The 15,748-nt window shown below is 60.8% G+C and carries 15 protein-coding genes; 12 read left to right on the forward strand and 3 right to left on the reverse strand.

Annotated features, from left to right (window positions below; all coding sequences use genetic code 11):
• Together NN484_RS19595 and rsgA are read right to left on the reverse strand one after the other, a co-directional pair.
• Positions 1-408, reverse strand: a complete 408-nt coding sequence (locus tag NN484_RS19595; protein WP_274657694.1) for a TIR domain-containing protein — start codon at positions 406-408, stop codon at positions 1-3.
• A 212-nt stretch (positions 409-620) separates the two neighbouring features.
• The gene (gene rsgA / locus NN484_RS19600) at positions 621-1,652 is read right to left on the reverse strand and encodes a small ribosomal subunit biogenesis GTPase RsgA (protein ID WP_007950741.1); all 1,032 of its coding nucleotides are present in this window, start codon (positions 1,650-1,652) and stop codon (positions 621-623) included.
• 107 nt (positions 1,653-1,759) lie between these two features.
• Here rsgA and orn point away from each other — a divergent pair, with 107 nt between their 5' ends.
• From orn to NN484_RS19615, 3 genes are all read left to right on the forward strand, one after another.
• Complete coding sequence (orn, locus tag NN484_RS19605; protein ID WP_127649007.1) at positions 1,760-2,302, forward strand: oligoribonuclease; 543 nt, start codon at positions 1,760-1,762, stop codon at positions 2,300-2,302.
• A 174-nt stretch (positions 2,303-2,476) separates the two neighbouring features.
• On the forward strand, positions 2,477-3,088 hold the full coding sequence (locus NN484_RS19610) for a trimeric intracellular cation channel family protein (RefSeq protein WP_215501318.1): 612 nt from the start codon (positions 2,477-2,479) through the stop codon (positions 3,086-3,088).
• 155 nt (positions 3,089-3,243) lie between these two features.
• On the forward strand, positions 3,244-4,290 hold the full coding sequence (locus tag NN484_RS19615; RefSeq protein WP_215501319.1) for a Fic family protein: 1,047 nt from the start codon (positions 3,244-3,246) through the stop codon (positions 4,288-4,290).
• Between the two features lie 2 nt (positions 4,291-4,292).
• Here NN484_RS19615 and queG read toward each other — a convergent pair whose 3' ends face one another.
• The gene (gene queG, locus NN484_RS19620; protein WP_274657695.1) at positions 4,293-5,363 is read right to left on the reverse strand and encodes a tRNA epoxyqueuosine(34) reductase QueG; all 1,071 of its coding nucleotides are present in this window, start codon (positions 5,361-5,363) and stop codon (positions 4,293-4,295) included.
• Positions 5,364-5,426: 63 nt separating this feature from the next.
• Between queG and NN484_RS19625 the strand changes: the two genes are divergently transcribed.
• The 9 genes from NN484_RS19625 to hflC all read left to right on the forward strand — a co-directional run bounded on the left by NN484_RS19625 (position 5,427) and on the right by hflC (position 15,506).
• Positions 5,427-6,926 (forward strand): NAD(P)H-hydrate dehydratase, encoded by a 1,500-nt coding sequence (locus NN484_RS19625; RefSeq protein WP_215501321.1) that lies wholly within the window; start codon positions 5,427-5,429, stop codon positions 6,924-6,926.
• The gene (gene tsaE, locus NN484_RS19630) at positions 6,914-7,384 is read left to right on the forward strand and encodes a tRNA (adenosine(37)-N6)-threonylcarbamoyltransferase complex ATPase subunit type 1 TsaE (protein ID WP_215501322.1); all 471 of its coding nucleotides are present in this window, start codon (positions 6,914-6,916) and stop codon (positions 7,382-7,384) included. Before NN484_RS19625 ends, tsaE begins: the two co-directional genes overlap by 13 nt.
• Positions 7,385-7,435: 51 nt before the next feature.
• Positions 7,436-8,815, forward strand: coding sequence for an N-acetylmuramoyl-L-alanine amidase (locus NN484_RS19635; RefSeq protein ID WP_414891273.1), 1,380 nt, complete (start codon positions 7,436-7,438; stop codon positions 8,813-8,815).
• A 5-nt stretch (positions 8,816-8,820) separates the two neighbouring features.
• The gene (gene mutL / locus NN484_RS19640) at positions 8,821-10,722 is read left to right on the forward strand and encodes a DNA mismatch repair endonuclease MutL (RefSeq protein WP_215501409.1); all 1,902 of its coding nucleotides are present in this window, start codon (positions 8,821-8,823) and stop codon (positions 10,720-10,722) included.
• Positions 10,722-11,693: a tRNA (adenosine(37)-N6)-dimethylallyltransferase MiaA gene (miaA, locus tag NN484_RS19645; protein WP_127649012.1), complete on the forward strand. Its 972-nt coding sequence runs from the start codon at positions 10,722-10,724 to the stop codon at positions 11,691-11,693. The genes mutL and miaA overlap by 1 nt, the downstream gene beginning before the upstream one ends.
• A 94-nt stretch (positions 11,694-11,787) precedes the next feature.
• Positions 11,788-12,048, forward strand: coding sequence for an RNA chaperone Hfq (gene hfq / locus NN484_RS19650; RefSeq protein WP_003221112.1), 261 nt, complete (start codon positions 11,788-11,790; stop codon positions 12,046-12,048).
• A gap of 12 nt (positions 12,049-12,060) precedes the next feature.
• Positions 12,061-13,362, forward strand: a complete 1,302-nt coding sequence (gene hflX / locus NN484_RS19655; RefSeq protein ID WP_127649013.1) for a ribosome rescue GTPase HflX — start codon at positions 12,061-12,063, stop codon at positions 13,360-13,362.
• A gap of 96 nt (positions 13,363-13,458) precedes the next feature.
• Positions 13,459-14,637 (forward strand): FtsH protease activity modulator HflK, encoded by a 1,179-nt coding sequence (gene hflK, locus NN484_RS19660; protein WP_064585707.1) that lies wholly within the window; start codon positions 13,459-13,461, stop codon positions 14,635-14,637.
• The gene (hflC, locus tag NN484_RS19665; protein ID WP_025110148.1) at positions 14,637-15,506 is read left to right on the forward strand and encodes a protease modulator HflC; all 870 of its coding nucleotides are present in this window, start codon (positions 14,637-14,639) and stop codon (positions 15,504-15,506) included. The genes hflK and hflC overlap by 1 nt, the downstream gene beginning before the upstream one ends.
• Positions 15,507-15,748 lie beyond the last annotated feature (242 nt).

Here is a 15,748-nt window from a genome sequence, read left to right on the forward strand (position 1 = left end):
TTACACCGCCGTGTGCAGGCGAATCGCACTGACGATGCTGTTGGTGTTCCACGCGCATTCGGCGTGAGCGGCGTCACGCACCACGGTGGAAATGCGCTCGGCGCCGAATGGCTTGATCGCGATGATCACCTTGCCCATGCGTTTGGCGATCTCGATTTCCTTGTTGATCCACTTGCTGTAGGTCGAATACATCCCGGCCATGATCAGTACCGCCGAGCAAGGGCGAATCTTGTTTTCGATGGCTTCTTCGAGCTGCTTGTCGGTCTGCGCGCCCATGATCGGGTTATGCGGCGGCACGGAAAAATTCTTGAAACTGAAATCCGGCTTGGCGCCGAGCAGGCGTACCAGATTGTCGTGAGCGTGGGCGTAGTTCCACGAATGGCTGATGAACAGGTGATAGGTCTGCATGGGGTTCCTCGAAGGTCGCAGAGGTGCGAAGGAGGACCCCAATCTAGGCATCTGGAGCGTGCCTACAAGGGCCGGGCGGTGAAAGAGAAATGTCCTGCAAGCAGTCGCGGACGGGCCTGTCAGAAAGGTCTGATGTTTAACGGTTCGGGGGATTTGTCAGGCGCGTTCCGACATCCGGCAGCCCTCGGGCGAGGTGCTGCCGGTGCGGATGTTTAGTAGCCGTTTTCCGGCAGGCTGGCGATGATCGAGCGATAGCTGTTCATCCGTTGCTGCTGCACGCGGCCATCTTCCAGGGCCTTGAGCAGTGCACAACCCGGTTCGCGATCATGCTTGCAGTCGCGGAAGCGGCAGGTGCCGAGCAGGTCGTTGAACTCGATGAAACCGGCTTCGACATCGGCGCGGCTGACGTGGCCCAGACCGAACTCACGGATACCCGGGGAGTCGATCAGTTCACCGCCACCGGGGAAGTGGAACAGGCGCGCGGTGGTCGTGGTGTGAGTGCCCTGGCCGGACAGCTCGGACAACGGCCCGACACGGGTTTCGACTTCCGGCAGCAGGCTGTTGACCAGCGACGACTTGCCGACGCCGGACTGGCCGACGAACACGCTGATGCGCCCGTCGAGCTGCTTCTGCAACTGTTCCATGCCGTTGCCGTGGTGCGCCGAGACTTCCAGCACCGGATAACCCAGCGTGCGATACACCGCCAGCAGCGCATTGAGCGCCGGAGCATTCTGCTCGTCGATCAGGTCGAATTTGTTCAGCAGCAGCAGCGGGCGGATGCCGGCGTGCTCGGCGGCGACCAGGTAGCGGTCGATCAGGTTGGCGTGCGGCTCAGGCAGCGGCGCGAAAACGATGACGATCATGTCGACGTTGGCCGCTACCGGTTTGAGTTGGCCACGGCTGTCCGGGCGGCACAGTTCGGTAGTGCGCGGCAGTTGCGCGACGATCACTCCGATGCCCTGATTGCCGGCACGCCAGACCACCTGATCGCCGGTGACCAGCGCCGGCAGGTTGGCGCGCAGGTGGCAGCGGAATACCTGGCCGGCCAGTTCGCCGTCCACGGCCTCGACCTCGACCTGCACACCGAAGTGGGCGATCACCAGGCCGTGTTGCTCGGGGCCCAGGTCGCCGCCCTCCAGGGCTTCGACCGCCGAGGACTCGCGTTTGGCGGCGCGGGCGGCGCGCTCGCCCTGAATCTTTTCGATGCGCCAGTTTTGACGACGATTGAGTTGGCGTTTGGCCATGGGTGTTCCGTCTGAAGAATGCAGCGATTAGGTAAAACGGCCGCGAGTTTAGCACGCCCGGGCACCGGCCTAGGCTAAACTGCGCAGCATTGCCTAGGAGCCCGAATATGCAAAACCCGCAGAACCTGATCTGGATCGACCTGGAAATGACCGGTCTGGATCCGGAAAACGACGTCATCATCGAAATGGCCACCATCGTCACCGATAGTGACCTGAACACCCTGGCCGAAGGCCCGGTGATCGCCATTCATCACAGTGACGAAGTGCTCGCCCGCATGGACGAGTGGAACACCCGCACCCACGGCAACTCGGGCCTGACCCAGCGTGTGCGAGACAGCCGCATCAGCATGGCTGAAGCCGAGGCCGAAACCATCGCGTTCCTGGAAAAGTGGGTGCCGAAGGGCAAGTCGCCGATCTGCGGCAACAGCATCTGCCAGGACCGCCGCTTCCTTTATACCCACATGAAGGCGCTGGAAAACTACTTCCACTACCGCAACCTCGACGTCTCGACGCTCAAGGAACTGGCCGCGCGCTGGGCGCCGGACGTACGCGACAGCTTCAAGAAGGGCAGCACCCACCTGGCGCTGGACGACATCCGCGAATCGATCGCCGAGCTGCAGCACTACCGCAAGCACTTCATCAAGTTCTGATGCTGCCCCTGTAGGAGCTGCCGAAGGCTGCGATCTTTTGATCCTGTTTTTCAGAGTCAAAGTCAAAAGATCGCAGCCTGCGGCAGCTCCTACAGGGGATCGTCGTGTTCGCGCCCTCTTCTGGTGCGACGCTGAAATGGCTAGACTGCGCGCCTTCCTGCCAGGACCGCCGCCATGTTGCTGATGCTCTATCTGATTGCCATTACCGCTGAAGCCATGACCGGCGCGCTGTCTGCCGGACGGCGCGGCATGGACTGGTTCGGGGTGGTGCTGATCGCCTGTGTCACGGCGCTGGGTGGTGGTTCGGTGCGCGACGTGTTGCTGGGGCACTACCCACTGACCTGGGTCAAACACCCGGAATACCTGGTGCTGACCTCGGCGGCAGCGATGCTCACCGTGTTCACCGCCCGCTGGATGCGTCATCTGCGTTCGCTGTTTCTGGTGCTCGATGCGGTTGGCCTGGTGGCGTTCACCCTGATCGGCTGCATGACGGCGCTGGAAATGGGCCACGGCATGCTGGTGGCTTCGGTCAGCGGCGTGATCACCGGTGTCTTCGGCGGCATCCTGCGCGACATCTTCTGCAACGACATCCCGCTGATCTTCCGTCGCGAGCTGTACGCCAGCGTCTCGTTCGCGGCGGCGTGGTGCTACATGCTCTGTCTGTACCTGAATGTGCCGGGCGAGCAGGCGATCCTGATCACCCTGTTCGGCGGTTTTCTGCTACGGCTGCTGGCGATCCGTTTCCACTGGGAAATGCCCAAGTTCGTTTATAACGACGCACCTTGACGTCACTCTGGCGGGCACGTGGAAATATCCTGTTGGGAATGTTGCATAGATGCCACACCTCTAAATAGGGTAAAAAATATAGTTTAAATGGGGTATTTCTTTCTTAAATACCCTTTTAAGTTCTTTTTTACCTCATTCAGAAGGTTGCCTGAATCATGCACTCACTCACCCCGGAATTTCTTGACGCCTTGCGCTTCGACGGTCTTCAGATTTCGACGCTTCGTGCATTGGGAGAGTTTCGGGGTAAGCAACAACTGTTCGTTGCTCAATCGCCGCAGGTCCTCCAAGGGCTTACGCAGATAGCCGTGATTGAATCCACGGAGTCATCTAACCGACTCGAAGGTGTGACTGTCGCGCCAGCGCGATTGAAGTCACTGATGAGCAAAAACGCTGACCCCAAAAGCCGATCCGAACAGGAAATTGCTGGCTATCGGGACGCACTTTCGCTCATCCATGAATCTGCCGATGGGATGCCATTTTCCGAAGGTGTTTTTAGACAGTTACACGGTCTTCTTTACCGCTATCTACCTCAGGATGGTGGTGAATGGAAGGCGATGAATAACGACATCATCGAGCGCCATGCCGATGGTTCATCGCGGATTCGCTTCCAACCAGTTTCTGCTCATATGACCCCTATTGCGGTGACTGAAACCTTGGCGCATTACCACCGTGCGTTGGCATTGAATCTAGCTGACCCTCTGGTTTTGGTGCCGTTAACTGTCCTCGACTTCCTCTGCATACACCCCTTCTCTGACGGTAACGGTCGCGTCGCTCGTCTGTTGACATTGCTGCTGCTCTATCAATTTGATTACAGAGTCGGGCGATTTATCAGTCTTGAACGGATATTTGAGGAATCAAAGGAAGGCTATTACGCAACATTCGAGCTGAGTTCTCAGGGGTGGCACGAGGGTACGCACGATGTTCGGCCATGGCTGGATTATTTCTGGGGGGCATTGCTTAGAGCGTACAAAGAGTTCGAGGTACGAGTGGGCACGATAGAGAAGCGTCGAGGGGGTAAAAGCGATCGAATCAGAGACGAAGCCTTGAAGCGAGTCCTCCCTTTTGCCATCTCGGAAATTGAAGAGTCCTGCCCGGGAGTCAGCCGCGATACAGTGCGCCTGGTTTTACGATCACTAAAAGCAGAAGGACTGATTGAGCCGACAGGTAAGGGGCGCTCGGCCAAGTGGAGAAAACCGGCGTAGTCTCAAATACGGCGTTCAGCGTGCTGTTTCAGCGCCCACTCGACATGTTCACGCACCAGCTCTGACGGGTAGTCGCGGCGCGCCTTCAAGGCTTCCAGCACCGGAATGCTCGACGGCGCATTGCCCAGGCCCACGGCCAGATTGCGCAACCAGCGTTCGTAACCGGCGCGGCGTAGCGGCGAGCCTTCGGTGCTGCTGAGAAATTTGTCCTCGTCCCACAGAAACAGCTCGGCCAGTTCGGCGTTGTCCAGATTGTGCCGTGGCTTGAAGTCGCTTTCCCCGGACGGCCGAGCGAAGCGGTTCCACGGGCAGACGATCTGGCAGTCGTCGCAGCCGAACACACGGTTGCCGATCAGCGGGCGCAGGTCTTCGGGGATGGCGTTTTTCAGTTCGATGGTCAGGTAAGAGATGCAGCGCCGGGCGTCCAGCACATACGGCCCGACGAAAGCGTTGGTCGGGCAGATGTCCAGGCACGCCGTGCAGCGACCGCAATGTTCGGTGCTGTGCGGTTCGTCCACCGGGAGCGGCAGATCGACGAACAGTTCGCTCAAGAAGAAATAGCTGCCGGCCTTGCGGTTCAACACCAGCGTGTTTTTACCGATCCAGCCCAGTCCGGCTTGCTCGGCGATGGCTTTTTCCAGCACCGGGGCACTGTCGACGAACGCACGAAAACCGAATGGGCCGATCTCGGCCTGAATCTTGTCGGCCAATTGTTGCACGCGCTTACGGATCAATTTGTGGTAATCGCGGCCCAAGGCATAACGCGAAACGTAGGCTTTTTCCGGTTGCGCCAGCATTTGCGCCATTTGCGTGTCGCCGGGCAGGTAGTCCATGCGCAGCGAAACCACGCGCAACGTGCCGGGCACCAGCTGTTCGGGATGCGAGCGTTTGCTGCCATGGGCGCCCATGTAATCCATTTCGCCGTGGTAGCCGGCGGCGAGCCAGCGCTCCAGGTGCTGCTCATGCTCGGCCAGGTCCAGACCGCTGATGCCGACTTGCTGGAAGCCCAGCTCGCGGCCCCAATCCTTGATCGATTGGGCGAGGGTGGGCAGATCTGTGGTGATGGCGGACATGAGGCGAGAGAAACCGGAGCTGAGGTGCGTATAATTCTGCCAGACATCGGAGCCCGAAGACGCATGCCGCACACGAAAGATGAATTACCCGACGCGCTGTACGCTGCCGCCCAGGTGCGAGCACTCGACGCACGGCTGATCGCCGCCGGCACGCCGGGCTTCGAATTGATGCAGCGCGCCGCATATGCGTGCTGGCGCGCGTTGGTGCGGCGCTGGCCCTCAGCGACTGAGCTGACCGTGCTGGCCGGGCGTGGCAACAACGCTGGGGACGGTTATCTGGTGGCGGTGCTGGCACAGCGTGCCGGTTGGGCGGTGCGGGTGCTGGCGGTCGGTGAGCCGCAGCGTTTGCAGGGCGACGCGGCGCTGGCGCATGCCGAGGCACTCGCCGAAGGTGTTGCGGTGCAGGGCTGGAGCGCTCAGGCCGAGTTGCGCGGCGTGGTCCTCGATGCGTTGCTCGGCACCGGTTTGAGTGGCGACGTACGTGAACCCTATGCCTCAGCCATTGCCGCGATCAACGCCAGTGGCCTGCCGGTAGTGGCAGTCGATATTCCTTCCGGATTGTGCGCCGACACCGGGCGAGCGTTGGGGCTCGCGGTGCGCGCTGACCTGACGGTGACGTTCATTGGTCTGAAGCTGGGGCTGTTCACCGGAGATGCGGCAGATTGTGTCGGCGAACGGGTGTTCAACGATCTGCAAGCTACGCCTGAAACTTACAGTGACATTCCGCTCGTCGCTCGCCGGCTCAACGCGGCTAATCTGCCGCGTCTGCCTGCGCGTGCGCCGACCTCCCACAAAGGCCGCTTCGGCCATGTGCTGTTGATTGGCGGCGACCATGGCTTTGGCGGCGCGATCCTGCTCAGTACCGAAACTGCCTTGCGCAGTGGTGCGGGCATGGTCTCGCTGGCGACGCGCCCGGAGCATATCCCGGCAGCGCTGGCCCGCGTACCGGAAGCCATGGCGCTGGGCGCTTCATCGGCCAATCAGTTGATGAGCCTGCTGGAGAAAGTCTCGGTGCTGGTCGTCGGGCCGGGGCTGGGGCAGGCGAGTTGGGGGCGGGCGCTGCTGTCGGCTGCGGCGAACGCGGCGCTGCCACAGGTGTGGGACGCCGATGCATTGAATCTGCTGGCCAGCGGTGTTGTCAGTCTGCCGAAGGATTGCGTGATCACGCCGCATCCGGGTGAGGCGGCGCGTTTGCTGGGGATCAGTACCGCCGAGGTGCAGGCCGATCGCCCGGCAGCGGCACATGCGCTGAGCAAGAAATACTCCGCCGTCGTCGTGCTCAAAGGCGCCGGCAGCTTGATCGCCCATCCCGATGGACGTCTGGCGCTGTGTCATCAGGGCCATCCGGCCATGGCCACTGCCGGCCTCGGTGATGTACTCGCCGGTCTGACCGGCGCGTTGCTGGCGCAAGGCATGGACGGCTTCGAAGCAGCGTGCCTGGCGGTCTGGCTGCATGCCAATGCCGGCGCACAACAAGGTAAATTCGGCCGTGGGCTGGCGGCCAGTGATCTGATTCCAGTCATTCGTCAGTTGTTGGAGGAGCATGCACCGTGTCTGAAGTAACCCTGTACCTGGCCGATGAACAGGCGATGAGCGACTTTGGCGCACGCATCGCCCGCGTTACCCAGGGCCATGGGCTGATTTTTCTCGAGGGCAACCTGGGCATGGGCAAAACCACGTTGTCGCGGGGCATCATTCGTGGTCTGGGGCACGTCGGCGCGGTAAAAAGTCCGACCTTCACTCTGGTCGAACCCTACGAGATTGGCGACGTACGCGCCTTCCACTTCGACCTGTATCGCCTGGTCGATCCGGAGGAGTTGGAGTTTCTTGGCATCCGCGACTATTTCGAAGACGATGCCCTGTGCCTGATCGAGTGGCCCGATAAAGGTGCAGGCTTTTTGCCAAAGCCTGACCTGACCATTACCATTAGCCCGCAAGACAGCGGGCGTTCGCTGAAAATTTTATCCCAGGGCTCGCGTGGCGGGGCCTGGTGTGCCGCTTTGGCATTGGAATCCAATTAAATGATGGGGTTAGGTATGCGCTTTCGCGCGTTGGTGGCTGCCGCAGGACTGATGTTGATGGCAGTGGCCGTCAACGCTGTGGCCGACACAAAGGTCAACAGCGTGCGCCTGTGGCGGGCGCCGGATAACACGCGACTGGTCTTCGACCTGAGCGGCCCGGTGCAGCACAGCGTCTTCACCCTGACCGCACCGGATCGGCTGGTGATCGACATCAATGGCGCCACTCTGGGTGCGCCGCTGAAAGTCTCGACCGCCAACACACCGATCACCGCGATGCGCTCGGCCCAGCGCACGCCGACCGACCTGCGGGTGGTCATCGACCTGAAAAAAGCCGTCACCCCGAAAAGCTTCTCGCTGGCGCCCAACGCGCAATACGGCAACCGGCTGGTGGTCGACCTGTTCGACAACCCGGCCGATGCCGCACCGCCACCTGCGCCGACGCCACAAGTGGCGACGGTACCAGCGGTGCCGGTCACTCCTTCCGAACCTGCCATCAAGTTGCCGCCGGCCCCGGCCGGCAAGCGCGACATCATCGTGGTGATCGACGCTGGCCACGGCGGCGAAGACCCGGGTGCGTCCGGCTCGCGCGGCCAGCGTGAAAAAGACGTGGTGCTGCAGATCGCCCGCGAACTGCAGCGTCAGGTCAACGGCATGAAAGGCTTCCGTGCCGAGCTGACCCGCACCGGCGACTACTTCATCCCGTTGCGCGGCCGTACCGAAATCGCGCGCAAGAAGGGTGCGGACCTGTTCGTCTCGATTCACGCCGACGCCGCGCCGTCTGCGGCAGCGTTCGGTGCTTCGGTGTTTGCCTTGTCCGATCGCGGTGCAACCTCGGAGACCGCCCGTTGGCTGGCCGACAGCGAAAACCGTTCCGACCTGATCGGCGGTGCCGGCAACGTCAGCCTCGACGACAAGGACCGCATGCTCGCCGGTGTGCTGCTCGACTTGTCGATGACGGCGTCGCTGACTTCCAGCCTCAACGTCGGCCAGAAAGTCCTGACCAACATCGGTCGCGTGACGCCGCTGCACAAACAGCGTGTGGAACAGGCCGGGTTCATGGTGCTGAAGTCGCCGGATATTCCGTCGATCCTCGTCGAAACCGGGTTTATCTCTAACGCCAATGAAGCCTCGAAGCTGTCGGCCTCGAGCCACCAGCAGGCGCTGGCCCGCTCGATCAGCAGCGGCGTGCGCCAGTTCTTCCAGCAAAACCCGCCACCGGGCACCTACATTGCCTGGCTGCGTGACTCGGGCAAGATCGCCCAGGGCCCGCGCGATCACCGCGTGAGTCCGGGCGAGACGCTGGCGATGATTGCGGTGCGTTATCAGGTGTCGCCTGCGGCCCTGCGCAGTGCCAATAACCTCAGCAGCGATGAGCTTAAAATCGGTCAGCACCTGACCATTCCTGGCACCGAACTGGCGTCCAAAGAATGAATCAGCTGTTGAACGCCGCACGCATCGAACTGCTCAGCCCACGGCTGGCGAACCAGATCGCCGCCGGTGAGGTGGTTGAACGCCCGGCCTCGGTGATCAAGGAACTGCTGGAAAACAGCCTCGATTCCGGTGCCAAACGCATCGACGTCGACGTTGAGCAGGGCGGCGTCAAGCTGTTGCGAGTGCGTGATGACGGCAGCGGCATTTCCGCCGACGATCTGCCGCTGGCCTTGGCCCGTCACGCCACCAGCAAGATTCGCAACCTCGAAGACCTCGAGCAGGTGATGAGCCTCGGTTTCCGTGGCGAGGCACTGGCGTCGATCAGCTCCGTGGCGCGCCTGACCCTGACCTCGCGCACCCGCGACGCCGATCAGGCCTGGCAGGTCGAGACCGAAGGTCGCGACATGGCACCTCGGGTGCAGCCGGCGGCACATCCTGTCGGTACGTCGGTGGAAGTGCGCGACCTGTTCTTCAATACCCCGGCGCGGCGCAAGTTTCTCAAGACCGAAAAAACCGAATTCGATCACCTGCAAGAAGTGATCAAGCGTCTGGCACTGGCGCGTTTTGACGTGGCTTTCCACCTGCGCCACAACGGCAAGACCATCCTCAGTCTTCACGAGGCCCACGATGACGCGGCCCGCGCCCGGCGTGTGGCGGCGATTTGCGGCTCGGGTTTTCTGGAGCAGGCGCTGCCGATCGAGATCGAGCGCAATGGCCTGCACCTGTGGGGCTGGGTCGGGTTGCCGACCTTCAACCGCAGTCAGGCGGATTTGCAGTATTTCTTCGTGAACGGCCGTGCGGTGCGCGACAAACTGGTGGCCCACGCGGTGCGCCAGGCTTATCGCGACGTGCTGTTCAATGGCCGTCATCCGACCTTCGCGCTGTTTTTCGAGGTCGATCCGGCGGCGGTCGACGTCAACGTGCACCCGACCAAACACGAAGTGCGCTTCCGTGACGGGCGCATGGTGCATGACTTCCTTTATGGCACGCTGCACCGCGCGCTGGGCGATGTGCGCCCGGAAGATCAGCTTGCCGGTTCTGTCACCACGGCCATTGTCCGCCCAACCGGCATCGAGGCGGGTGAGTTCGGCCCGCAAGGCGAAATGCGTCTGGCGGCCAATGCGCTGCTGGAGCAGCCGCAGGCGCAACCGGCGTTCAATACGTCGTCGGGTGCCAGTGCTGGCGGTGCTTATCAGTATCAGTACACGCCGCGGCCGCAATCCGCGGTGCCGCCAGCCGCTGAGGCGCAGGCTGCCTACCGCGAGTTTTTTGCGCCGCTGCCGGAAGCCAATGCCAACGCATTGCCGGCCGGTCAGGAGGATATTCCGCCGCTCGGTTACGCACTGGCGCAGCTCAAGGGCATCTACATCTTGTCCGAGAACGCCCAGGGCCTGGTGCTGGTGGACATGCACGCCGCCCACGAGCGGATCATGTATGAGCGCTTGAAGATCGCCATGGCCAGTGAAGGCCTGAGCGGCCAGCCATTGCTGGTGCCAGAGTCGCTGGCGGTCAGTCAGCGTGAAGCCGATTGCGCCGAAGAGCATGCCGCGTGGTTCCAGCGCCTGGGCTTCGAACTGCAGCGTCTGGGCCCGGAAACCCTGGCGATCCGACAGATTCCGGCGCTGCTCAAACAGGCCGAGGCCAACCGTCTGGTGGGCGACGTGCTGTCGGACCTGATGGAATACGGCACCAGCGACCGGATTCAGGCGCACCTGAACGAACTGCTCGGGACCATGGCCTGCCACGGCGCGATCCGCGCCAATCGGCGTCTGGCCTTGCCGGAAATGAACGGTCTGCTGCGCGACATGGAAAACACCGAGCGCAGCGGTCAATGCAACCATGGCCGACCGACCTGGACCCAATTGGGCCTGGACGATCTGGACAAACTGTTCCTGCGCGGTCGTTGATGAGCCAGCTTCCTCCAGCGATTTTCCTGATGGGCCCGACCGCTGCGGGCAAGACCGACCTGGCCATCGAGCTGACCAAGGTGCTGCCATGCGAGCTGATCAGTGTCGATTCGGCGCTGGTTTATCGCGGCATGGACATCGGCACCGCCAAGCCTTCGAAAGAGCTGCTGGCCGAGTTTCCGCACCGTTTGATCGACATCCTCGACCCGGCGGAGGCCTATTCCGCCGCCGATTTCCGCCGCGATGCCCTGCAAGCCATGGCCGACATCACCGCGCGCGGGAAGATTCCGCTGCTGGTCGGTGGGACGATGCTTTATTACAAGGCATTGGTCGAAGGCCTGGCGGACATGCCGGCGGCGGATCCCGAGGTCCGCGCGCAGATCGAAGAAGAAGCTGCACGCCTTGGCTGGCAAGCCCTGCACGAACAATTGGCGGTGATCGACCCGGAGTCAGCGGCGCGCATTCATCCCAACGATCCACAGCGTCTGAGTCGGGCGCTGGAGGTTTATCGGGTCAGCGGTCAGAGCATGACTGCGCTGCGTCAGCAACAATCTGCGCAAAGTACTGAAGCAGCCGCTTCGGGACGGCAACAATTGCCCTATACTGTCGCGAACTTGGCCATTGCTCCGGCAAATCGCCAGGTACTGCACGAGCGCATTAAACAAAGATTCACAAATATGCTGGAACAGGGGTTCATCGACGAGGTCGTAGCCCTGCGTAAAAGAAGTGACCTGCATTCGGGGTTGCCGTCTATACGTGCGGTAGGCTACCGCCAAGTCTGGGACTACCTGGACGGCAAGCTGTCGTTAGCCGAAATGCAGGAACGCGGCATCATTGCCACGCGTCAATTGGCCAAACGCCAGTTCACCTGGCTGCGCAGCTGGGAAGATCTGCACTGGCTGGACAGTCTTGATTGCGACAATCTGCCACGCGCCTTGAAATACCTTGGGACCATCTCCATATTGAGCTGAGTCCTTGCAATTGCCGTCTATCCTTGGGGGTGTGGCGGCCAAAGCCATCTGAATTACCTATTTTTATTATTGAATCCTTAAAGGAGTGCGGCACATGTCAAAAGGGCATTCGCTACAAGACCCTTACTTGAATACTTTACGTAAAGAGAAAGTTGGGGTTTCCATCTACCTGGTCAACGGTATCAAACTGCAGGGCACGATCGAGTCGTTCGACCAGTTCGTTATCCTGCTGAAAAACACCGTCAGCCAGATGGTTTACAAACACGCTATCTCTACAGTCGTGCCAGTACGTCCAATTCGTCTGCCTAGCGCAACCGAATCCGATGCAGGTGACGCTGAGCCAGGTAACGCCTGATAGGAGTCTCCTTTGTTCTTTGAGCGCCACGGTGGTGGTGAGCGAGTGATCCTCGTTCACTTGGATGGTCAGGACCCTGAGGCGCGCGAAGATCCGCAGGAGTTTCAGGAATTGGCTAATTCGGCGGGCGCCGAGACCGTTGCGTTTTTTAACGTACCGCGTCATCGGCCAACCGCCAAATTCCTGATTGGCAGCGGCAAGGTCGAGGAACTGCGCGACCTGGTCCATGCCGAAAAGGCCGATCTGGTGATTTTCAATCACATTCTCACGCCCAGTCAGGAACGTAACCTCGAACGTGTTTTCGAGTGTCGCGTGATCGACCGTACCGGCCTGATTCTCGATATTTTCGCCCAACGCGCGCGTACCCATGAAGGCAAGCTCCAGGTCGAACTGGCCCAGCTTGACCACATGAGCACCCGTCTGGTTCGTGGCTGGACTCACCTTGAGCGTCAGGGTGGCGGTATCGGCATGCGTGGCCCGGGTGAAACCCAGCTGGAAACCGACCGCCGTCTGCTGCGGGTTCGCCTGCGCCAGATCAAGGGCCGACTGGAAAAAGTCCGCAGCCAGCGCGAGCAATCGCGACGCGGTCGTTCGCGTGCCGATATCCCTACCGTATCTCTGGTGGGCTACACCAACGCCGGTAAGTCCACGCTGTTCAATAACGTGACCAAGTCCGAGGTGTACGCGGCTGACCAGTTGTTCGCCACACTGGACCCGACCTTGCGCCGTCTGGAACTGGACGACCTGGGGCCGATTGTTCTCGCGGACACCGTAGGTTTCATTCGCCACTTGCCACACAAGCTGGTCGAGGCATTTCGGTCTACGCTCGAAGAGTCGAGCAACTCCGACCTGCTGTTGCACGTGATCGATGCGGCCGAACCGGATCGCATGTTGCAGATCGAGCAAGTGATGGTAGTGCTGGGCGAGATCGGGGCCCAGGACTTGCCGATCCTGGAGGTATACAACAAACTCGATTTGCTTGAAGGCGTTGAGCCTCAGATCCAGCGCGATGCCGATGGCAAGCCGCAACGGGTCTGGTTGTCGGCGCGCGATGGCACGGGTCTGGAATTGCTTGAACAAGCCATTGCCGAGTTGCTGGGCAGTGATTTGTTCGTGGGGACATTGCGCCTGCCGCAACGGTTCGCTCGACTGCGTGCGCAGTTCTTCGAGCTCGGTGCGGTGCAGAAAGAAGAGCACGACGAAGAAGGCATCTGCCTGCTGGCCGTTCGTTTGCCCCGGGTCGAGTTGAATCGACTGGTAAGCCGCGAGGGATTGCAGCCGATGGAATTCATCGAGCAACACACTTTGCAATAAAAGCCTGGCAAAGCGGTTGTGCCGCAACGGCAGGCATTCTGTAGCATTGGTCGGCGCGCCGTGGGTGCGTCTTTGCTTTATCAGATGGAGAGCGCTATGGCTTGGAATGAGCCGGGTGGCAACTCGAATAATCAGGATCCTTGGGGTGGCAAGCGCCGCAATAACGGCGACCGCAAGGGGCCACCGGATCTCGACGAGGCCTTCCGAAAGCTGCAGGAAAGCCTGAACGGGTTGTTCGGTGGTGGTAAGAAACGCGGTGGTGATGACGGCGGTGGTTCGGGCAGGAGCGGTGGCGGCTTCGGCGGTCTGCTCGGCATCGGCCTCGTGGTGCTGGCGGCTGTCTGGCTGTACAGCGCGGTCTATGTGGTCGACGAGCAGGAGCAAGCCGTGGTGCTGCGCTTCGGCAAGTACTACGAGACGGTCGGCCCGGGCCTGAACATCTACTTCCCGCCGATCGATAAAAAGTACATGGAAAACGTCACGCGTGAGCGTGCGTACACCAAGCAGGGGCAGATGCTGACCGAAGACGAGAACATCGTCGAAGTGCCGCTGACCGTGCAGTACAAGATCACCAACCTGCAGGACTTCGTGCTGAACGTCGATCAGCCGGAAATCAGCCTGCAGCATGCGACTGACAGCGCCCTGCGCCACGTGGTGGGTTCCACCGCCATGGACCAGGTGCTGACCGAAGGTCGTGAATTGATGGCCAGCGAAATCAAGGAGCGTCTGCAACGCTTCCTCGATACCTATCGCACCGGTATCACCGTCACCCAGGTGAACGTACAGAACGCGGCAGCCCCGCGTGAAGTGCAGGAAGCTTTCGACGACGTGATCCGCGCCCGTGAAGACGAGCAGCGTTCGCGCAACCAGGCGGAAACCTACGCCAACGGCGTCGTGCCGGAAGCCCGTGGTCAGGCCCAGCGCATCCTCGAAGATGCCAATGGTTACCGTGACGAAACGATATCGCGCGCCAAGGGTGAGGCCGACCGCTTCACCAAGCTGGTCGCCGAGTATCGCAAGGCACCTGAAGTCACCCGCCAGCGTCTGTATCTGGACACCATGCAGGAAGTCTTCAGCAACACCAGCAAGGTACTCGTGACCGGCAACAAGAACGGCCAGAGCAACCTGCTTTACCTGCCGTTGGACAAGATGATTCAGAACAGTTCGGGTGGCAGCAATGCACCGGTGACCGGTTCGGCCGCTGCCAGCAACAACACGGACGTCGCGCCGCATGTCACTGACCTGCCGCAGACACGCACAAGGGAGACCCGCTGATGAGCAATAAATCGCTGATCGCCCTGATTGTTGGCGTCGTTGTGGTTCTGGTTGGCTGGAACTGCTTCTACATCGTGGCTCAGACCGAGCGCGCGGTGCTGCTGCAGTTCGGTCGTGTGGTTCAGGCCGATGTTCAGCCGGGTCTGCATGTGAAGGTGCCTTACGTTAACCAGGTGCGTAAATTTGACGCACGTCTGATGACGCTGGATGCACCGACACAGCGTTTCCTGACCCTGGAAAAGAAAGCCGTGATGGTCGATGCCTACGCCAAGTGGCGGGTGAAAGATGCCGAGCGCTTCTACACCGCGACGTCCGGCCTCAAGCAGATCGCCGACGAGCGTCTGTCCCGTCGTCTGGAATCGGGTCTGCGTGACCAGTTCGGTAAGCGCACCCTGCACGAAGTGGTGTCGGGTGAGCGTGATGCGTTGATGGCTGACATCACTGCATCGCTGAACTCGATGGCGGAAAAAGAGCTGGGTATCGAAGTAGTCGATGTCCGGGTCAAGGCCATCGATCTGCCGAAGGAAGTGAACCGCAGCGTGTTCGAGCGTATGAGCACCGAGCGTGAGCGTGAAGCCCGCGAGCACCGCGCCAAGGGTAACGAGCTGGCCGAAGGCATCCGTGCCGACGCCGATCGTCAGCGCCGCGTACTGCTGGCTGAAGCCTATCGTGAATCCGAAGAGGTTCGCGGTGACGGTGACGCCCAGGCCGCTGCGATCTACTCCAAGGCCTACGGTCAGGATCAGGAGTTCTACGGTTTCTACCGTAGCCTGCGCGCCTACCGTGAAAGCTTCGCGAACAAATCCGATGTCATGGTTCTCGACCCAAGCAGCGACTTCTTCCGTTACCTGGAAAAGTCCAAGCCTTGATACGGCGTTGACCTGAATCGCTCCGCCCGGCGGCTAAAACCTCGGGCGGGGTGATCCTTTGGGAAAACGTGTGTATGATGCGGCAGCCGGGAAATTCCCGGCTTTTTTGCGTCTGCACGTTTGATTGCTGTTTTTTGTTGCAGGCATCGGGTTGAATGGCCCGAGCGTTTTTCGAGGAAAGTGATGGGCGAAGCCGGTAACAGGCCTTTCGCCGCGTCGTTCATGCGCGTGCGTTTTGAACG

The sequence above is a fragment of the Pseudomonas serboccidentalis genome (assembly GCF_028830055.1).
Taxonomy (GTDB): domain Bacteria; phylum Pseudomonadota; class Gammaproteobacteria; order Pseudomonadales; family Pseudomonadaceae; genus Aquipseudomonas; species Aquipseudomonas serboccidentalis.

What these genes read in the sequence shown, in the direction of transcription:
- NN484_RS19595 (WP_274657694.1), bottom strand. Translation starts at nt 408, where the DNA reads ATGCAGACCTATCACCTGTTCATCAGCCATTCGTGGAACTACGCCCAC.
- rsgA (WP_007950741.1), bottom strand. Translation starts at nt 1,652, where the DNA reads ATGGCCAAACGCCAACTCAATCGTCGTCAAAACTGGCGCATCGAAAAG.
- orn (WP_127649007.1), top strand. Translation starts at nt 1,760, where the DNA reads ATGCAAAACCCGCAGAACCTGATCTGGATCGACCTGGAAATGACCGGT.
- NN484_RS19610 (WP_215501318.1), top strand. Translation starts at nt 2,477, where the DNA reads ATGTTGCTGATGCTCTATCTGATTGCCATTACCGCTGAAGCCATGACC.
- NN484_RS19615 (WP_215501319.1), top strand. Translation starts at nt 3,244, where the DNA reads ATGCACTCACTCACCCCGGAATTTCTTGACGCCTTGCGCTTCGACGGT.
- queG (WP_274657695.1), bottom strand. Translation starts at nt 5,363, where the DNA reads ATGTCCGCCATCACCACAGATCTGCCCACCCTCGCCCAATCGATCAAG.
- NN484_RS19625 (WP_215501321.1), top strand. Translation starts at nt 5,427, where the DNA reads ATGCCGCACACGAAAGATGAATTACCCGACGCGCTGTACGCTGCCGCC.
- NN484_RS19635 (WP_414891273.1), top strand. Translation starts at nt 7,436, where the DNA reads ATGTTGATGGCAGTGGCCGTCAACGCTGTGGCCGACACAAAGGTCAAC.
- miaA (WP_127649012.1), top strand. Translation starts at nt 10,722, where the DNA reads ATGAGCCAGCTTCCTCCAGCGATTTTCCTGATGGGCCCGACCGCTGCG.
- hfq (WP_003221112.1), top strand. Translation starts at nt 11,788, where the DNA reads ATGTCAAAAGGGCATTCGCTACAAGACCCTTACTTGAATACTTTACGT.
- hflK (WP_064585707.1), top strand. Translation starts at nt 13,459, where the DNA reads ATGGCTTGGAATGAGCCGGGTGGCAACTCGAATAATCAGGATCCTTGG.
- hflC (WP_025110148.1), top strand. Translation starts at nt 14,637, where the DNA reads ATGAGCAATAAATCGCTGATCGCCCTGATTGTTGGCGTCGTTGTGGTT.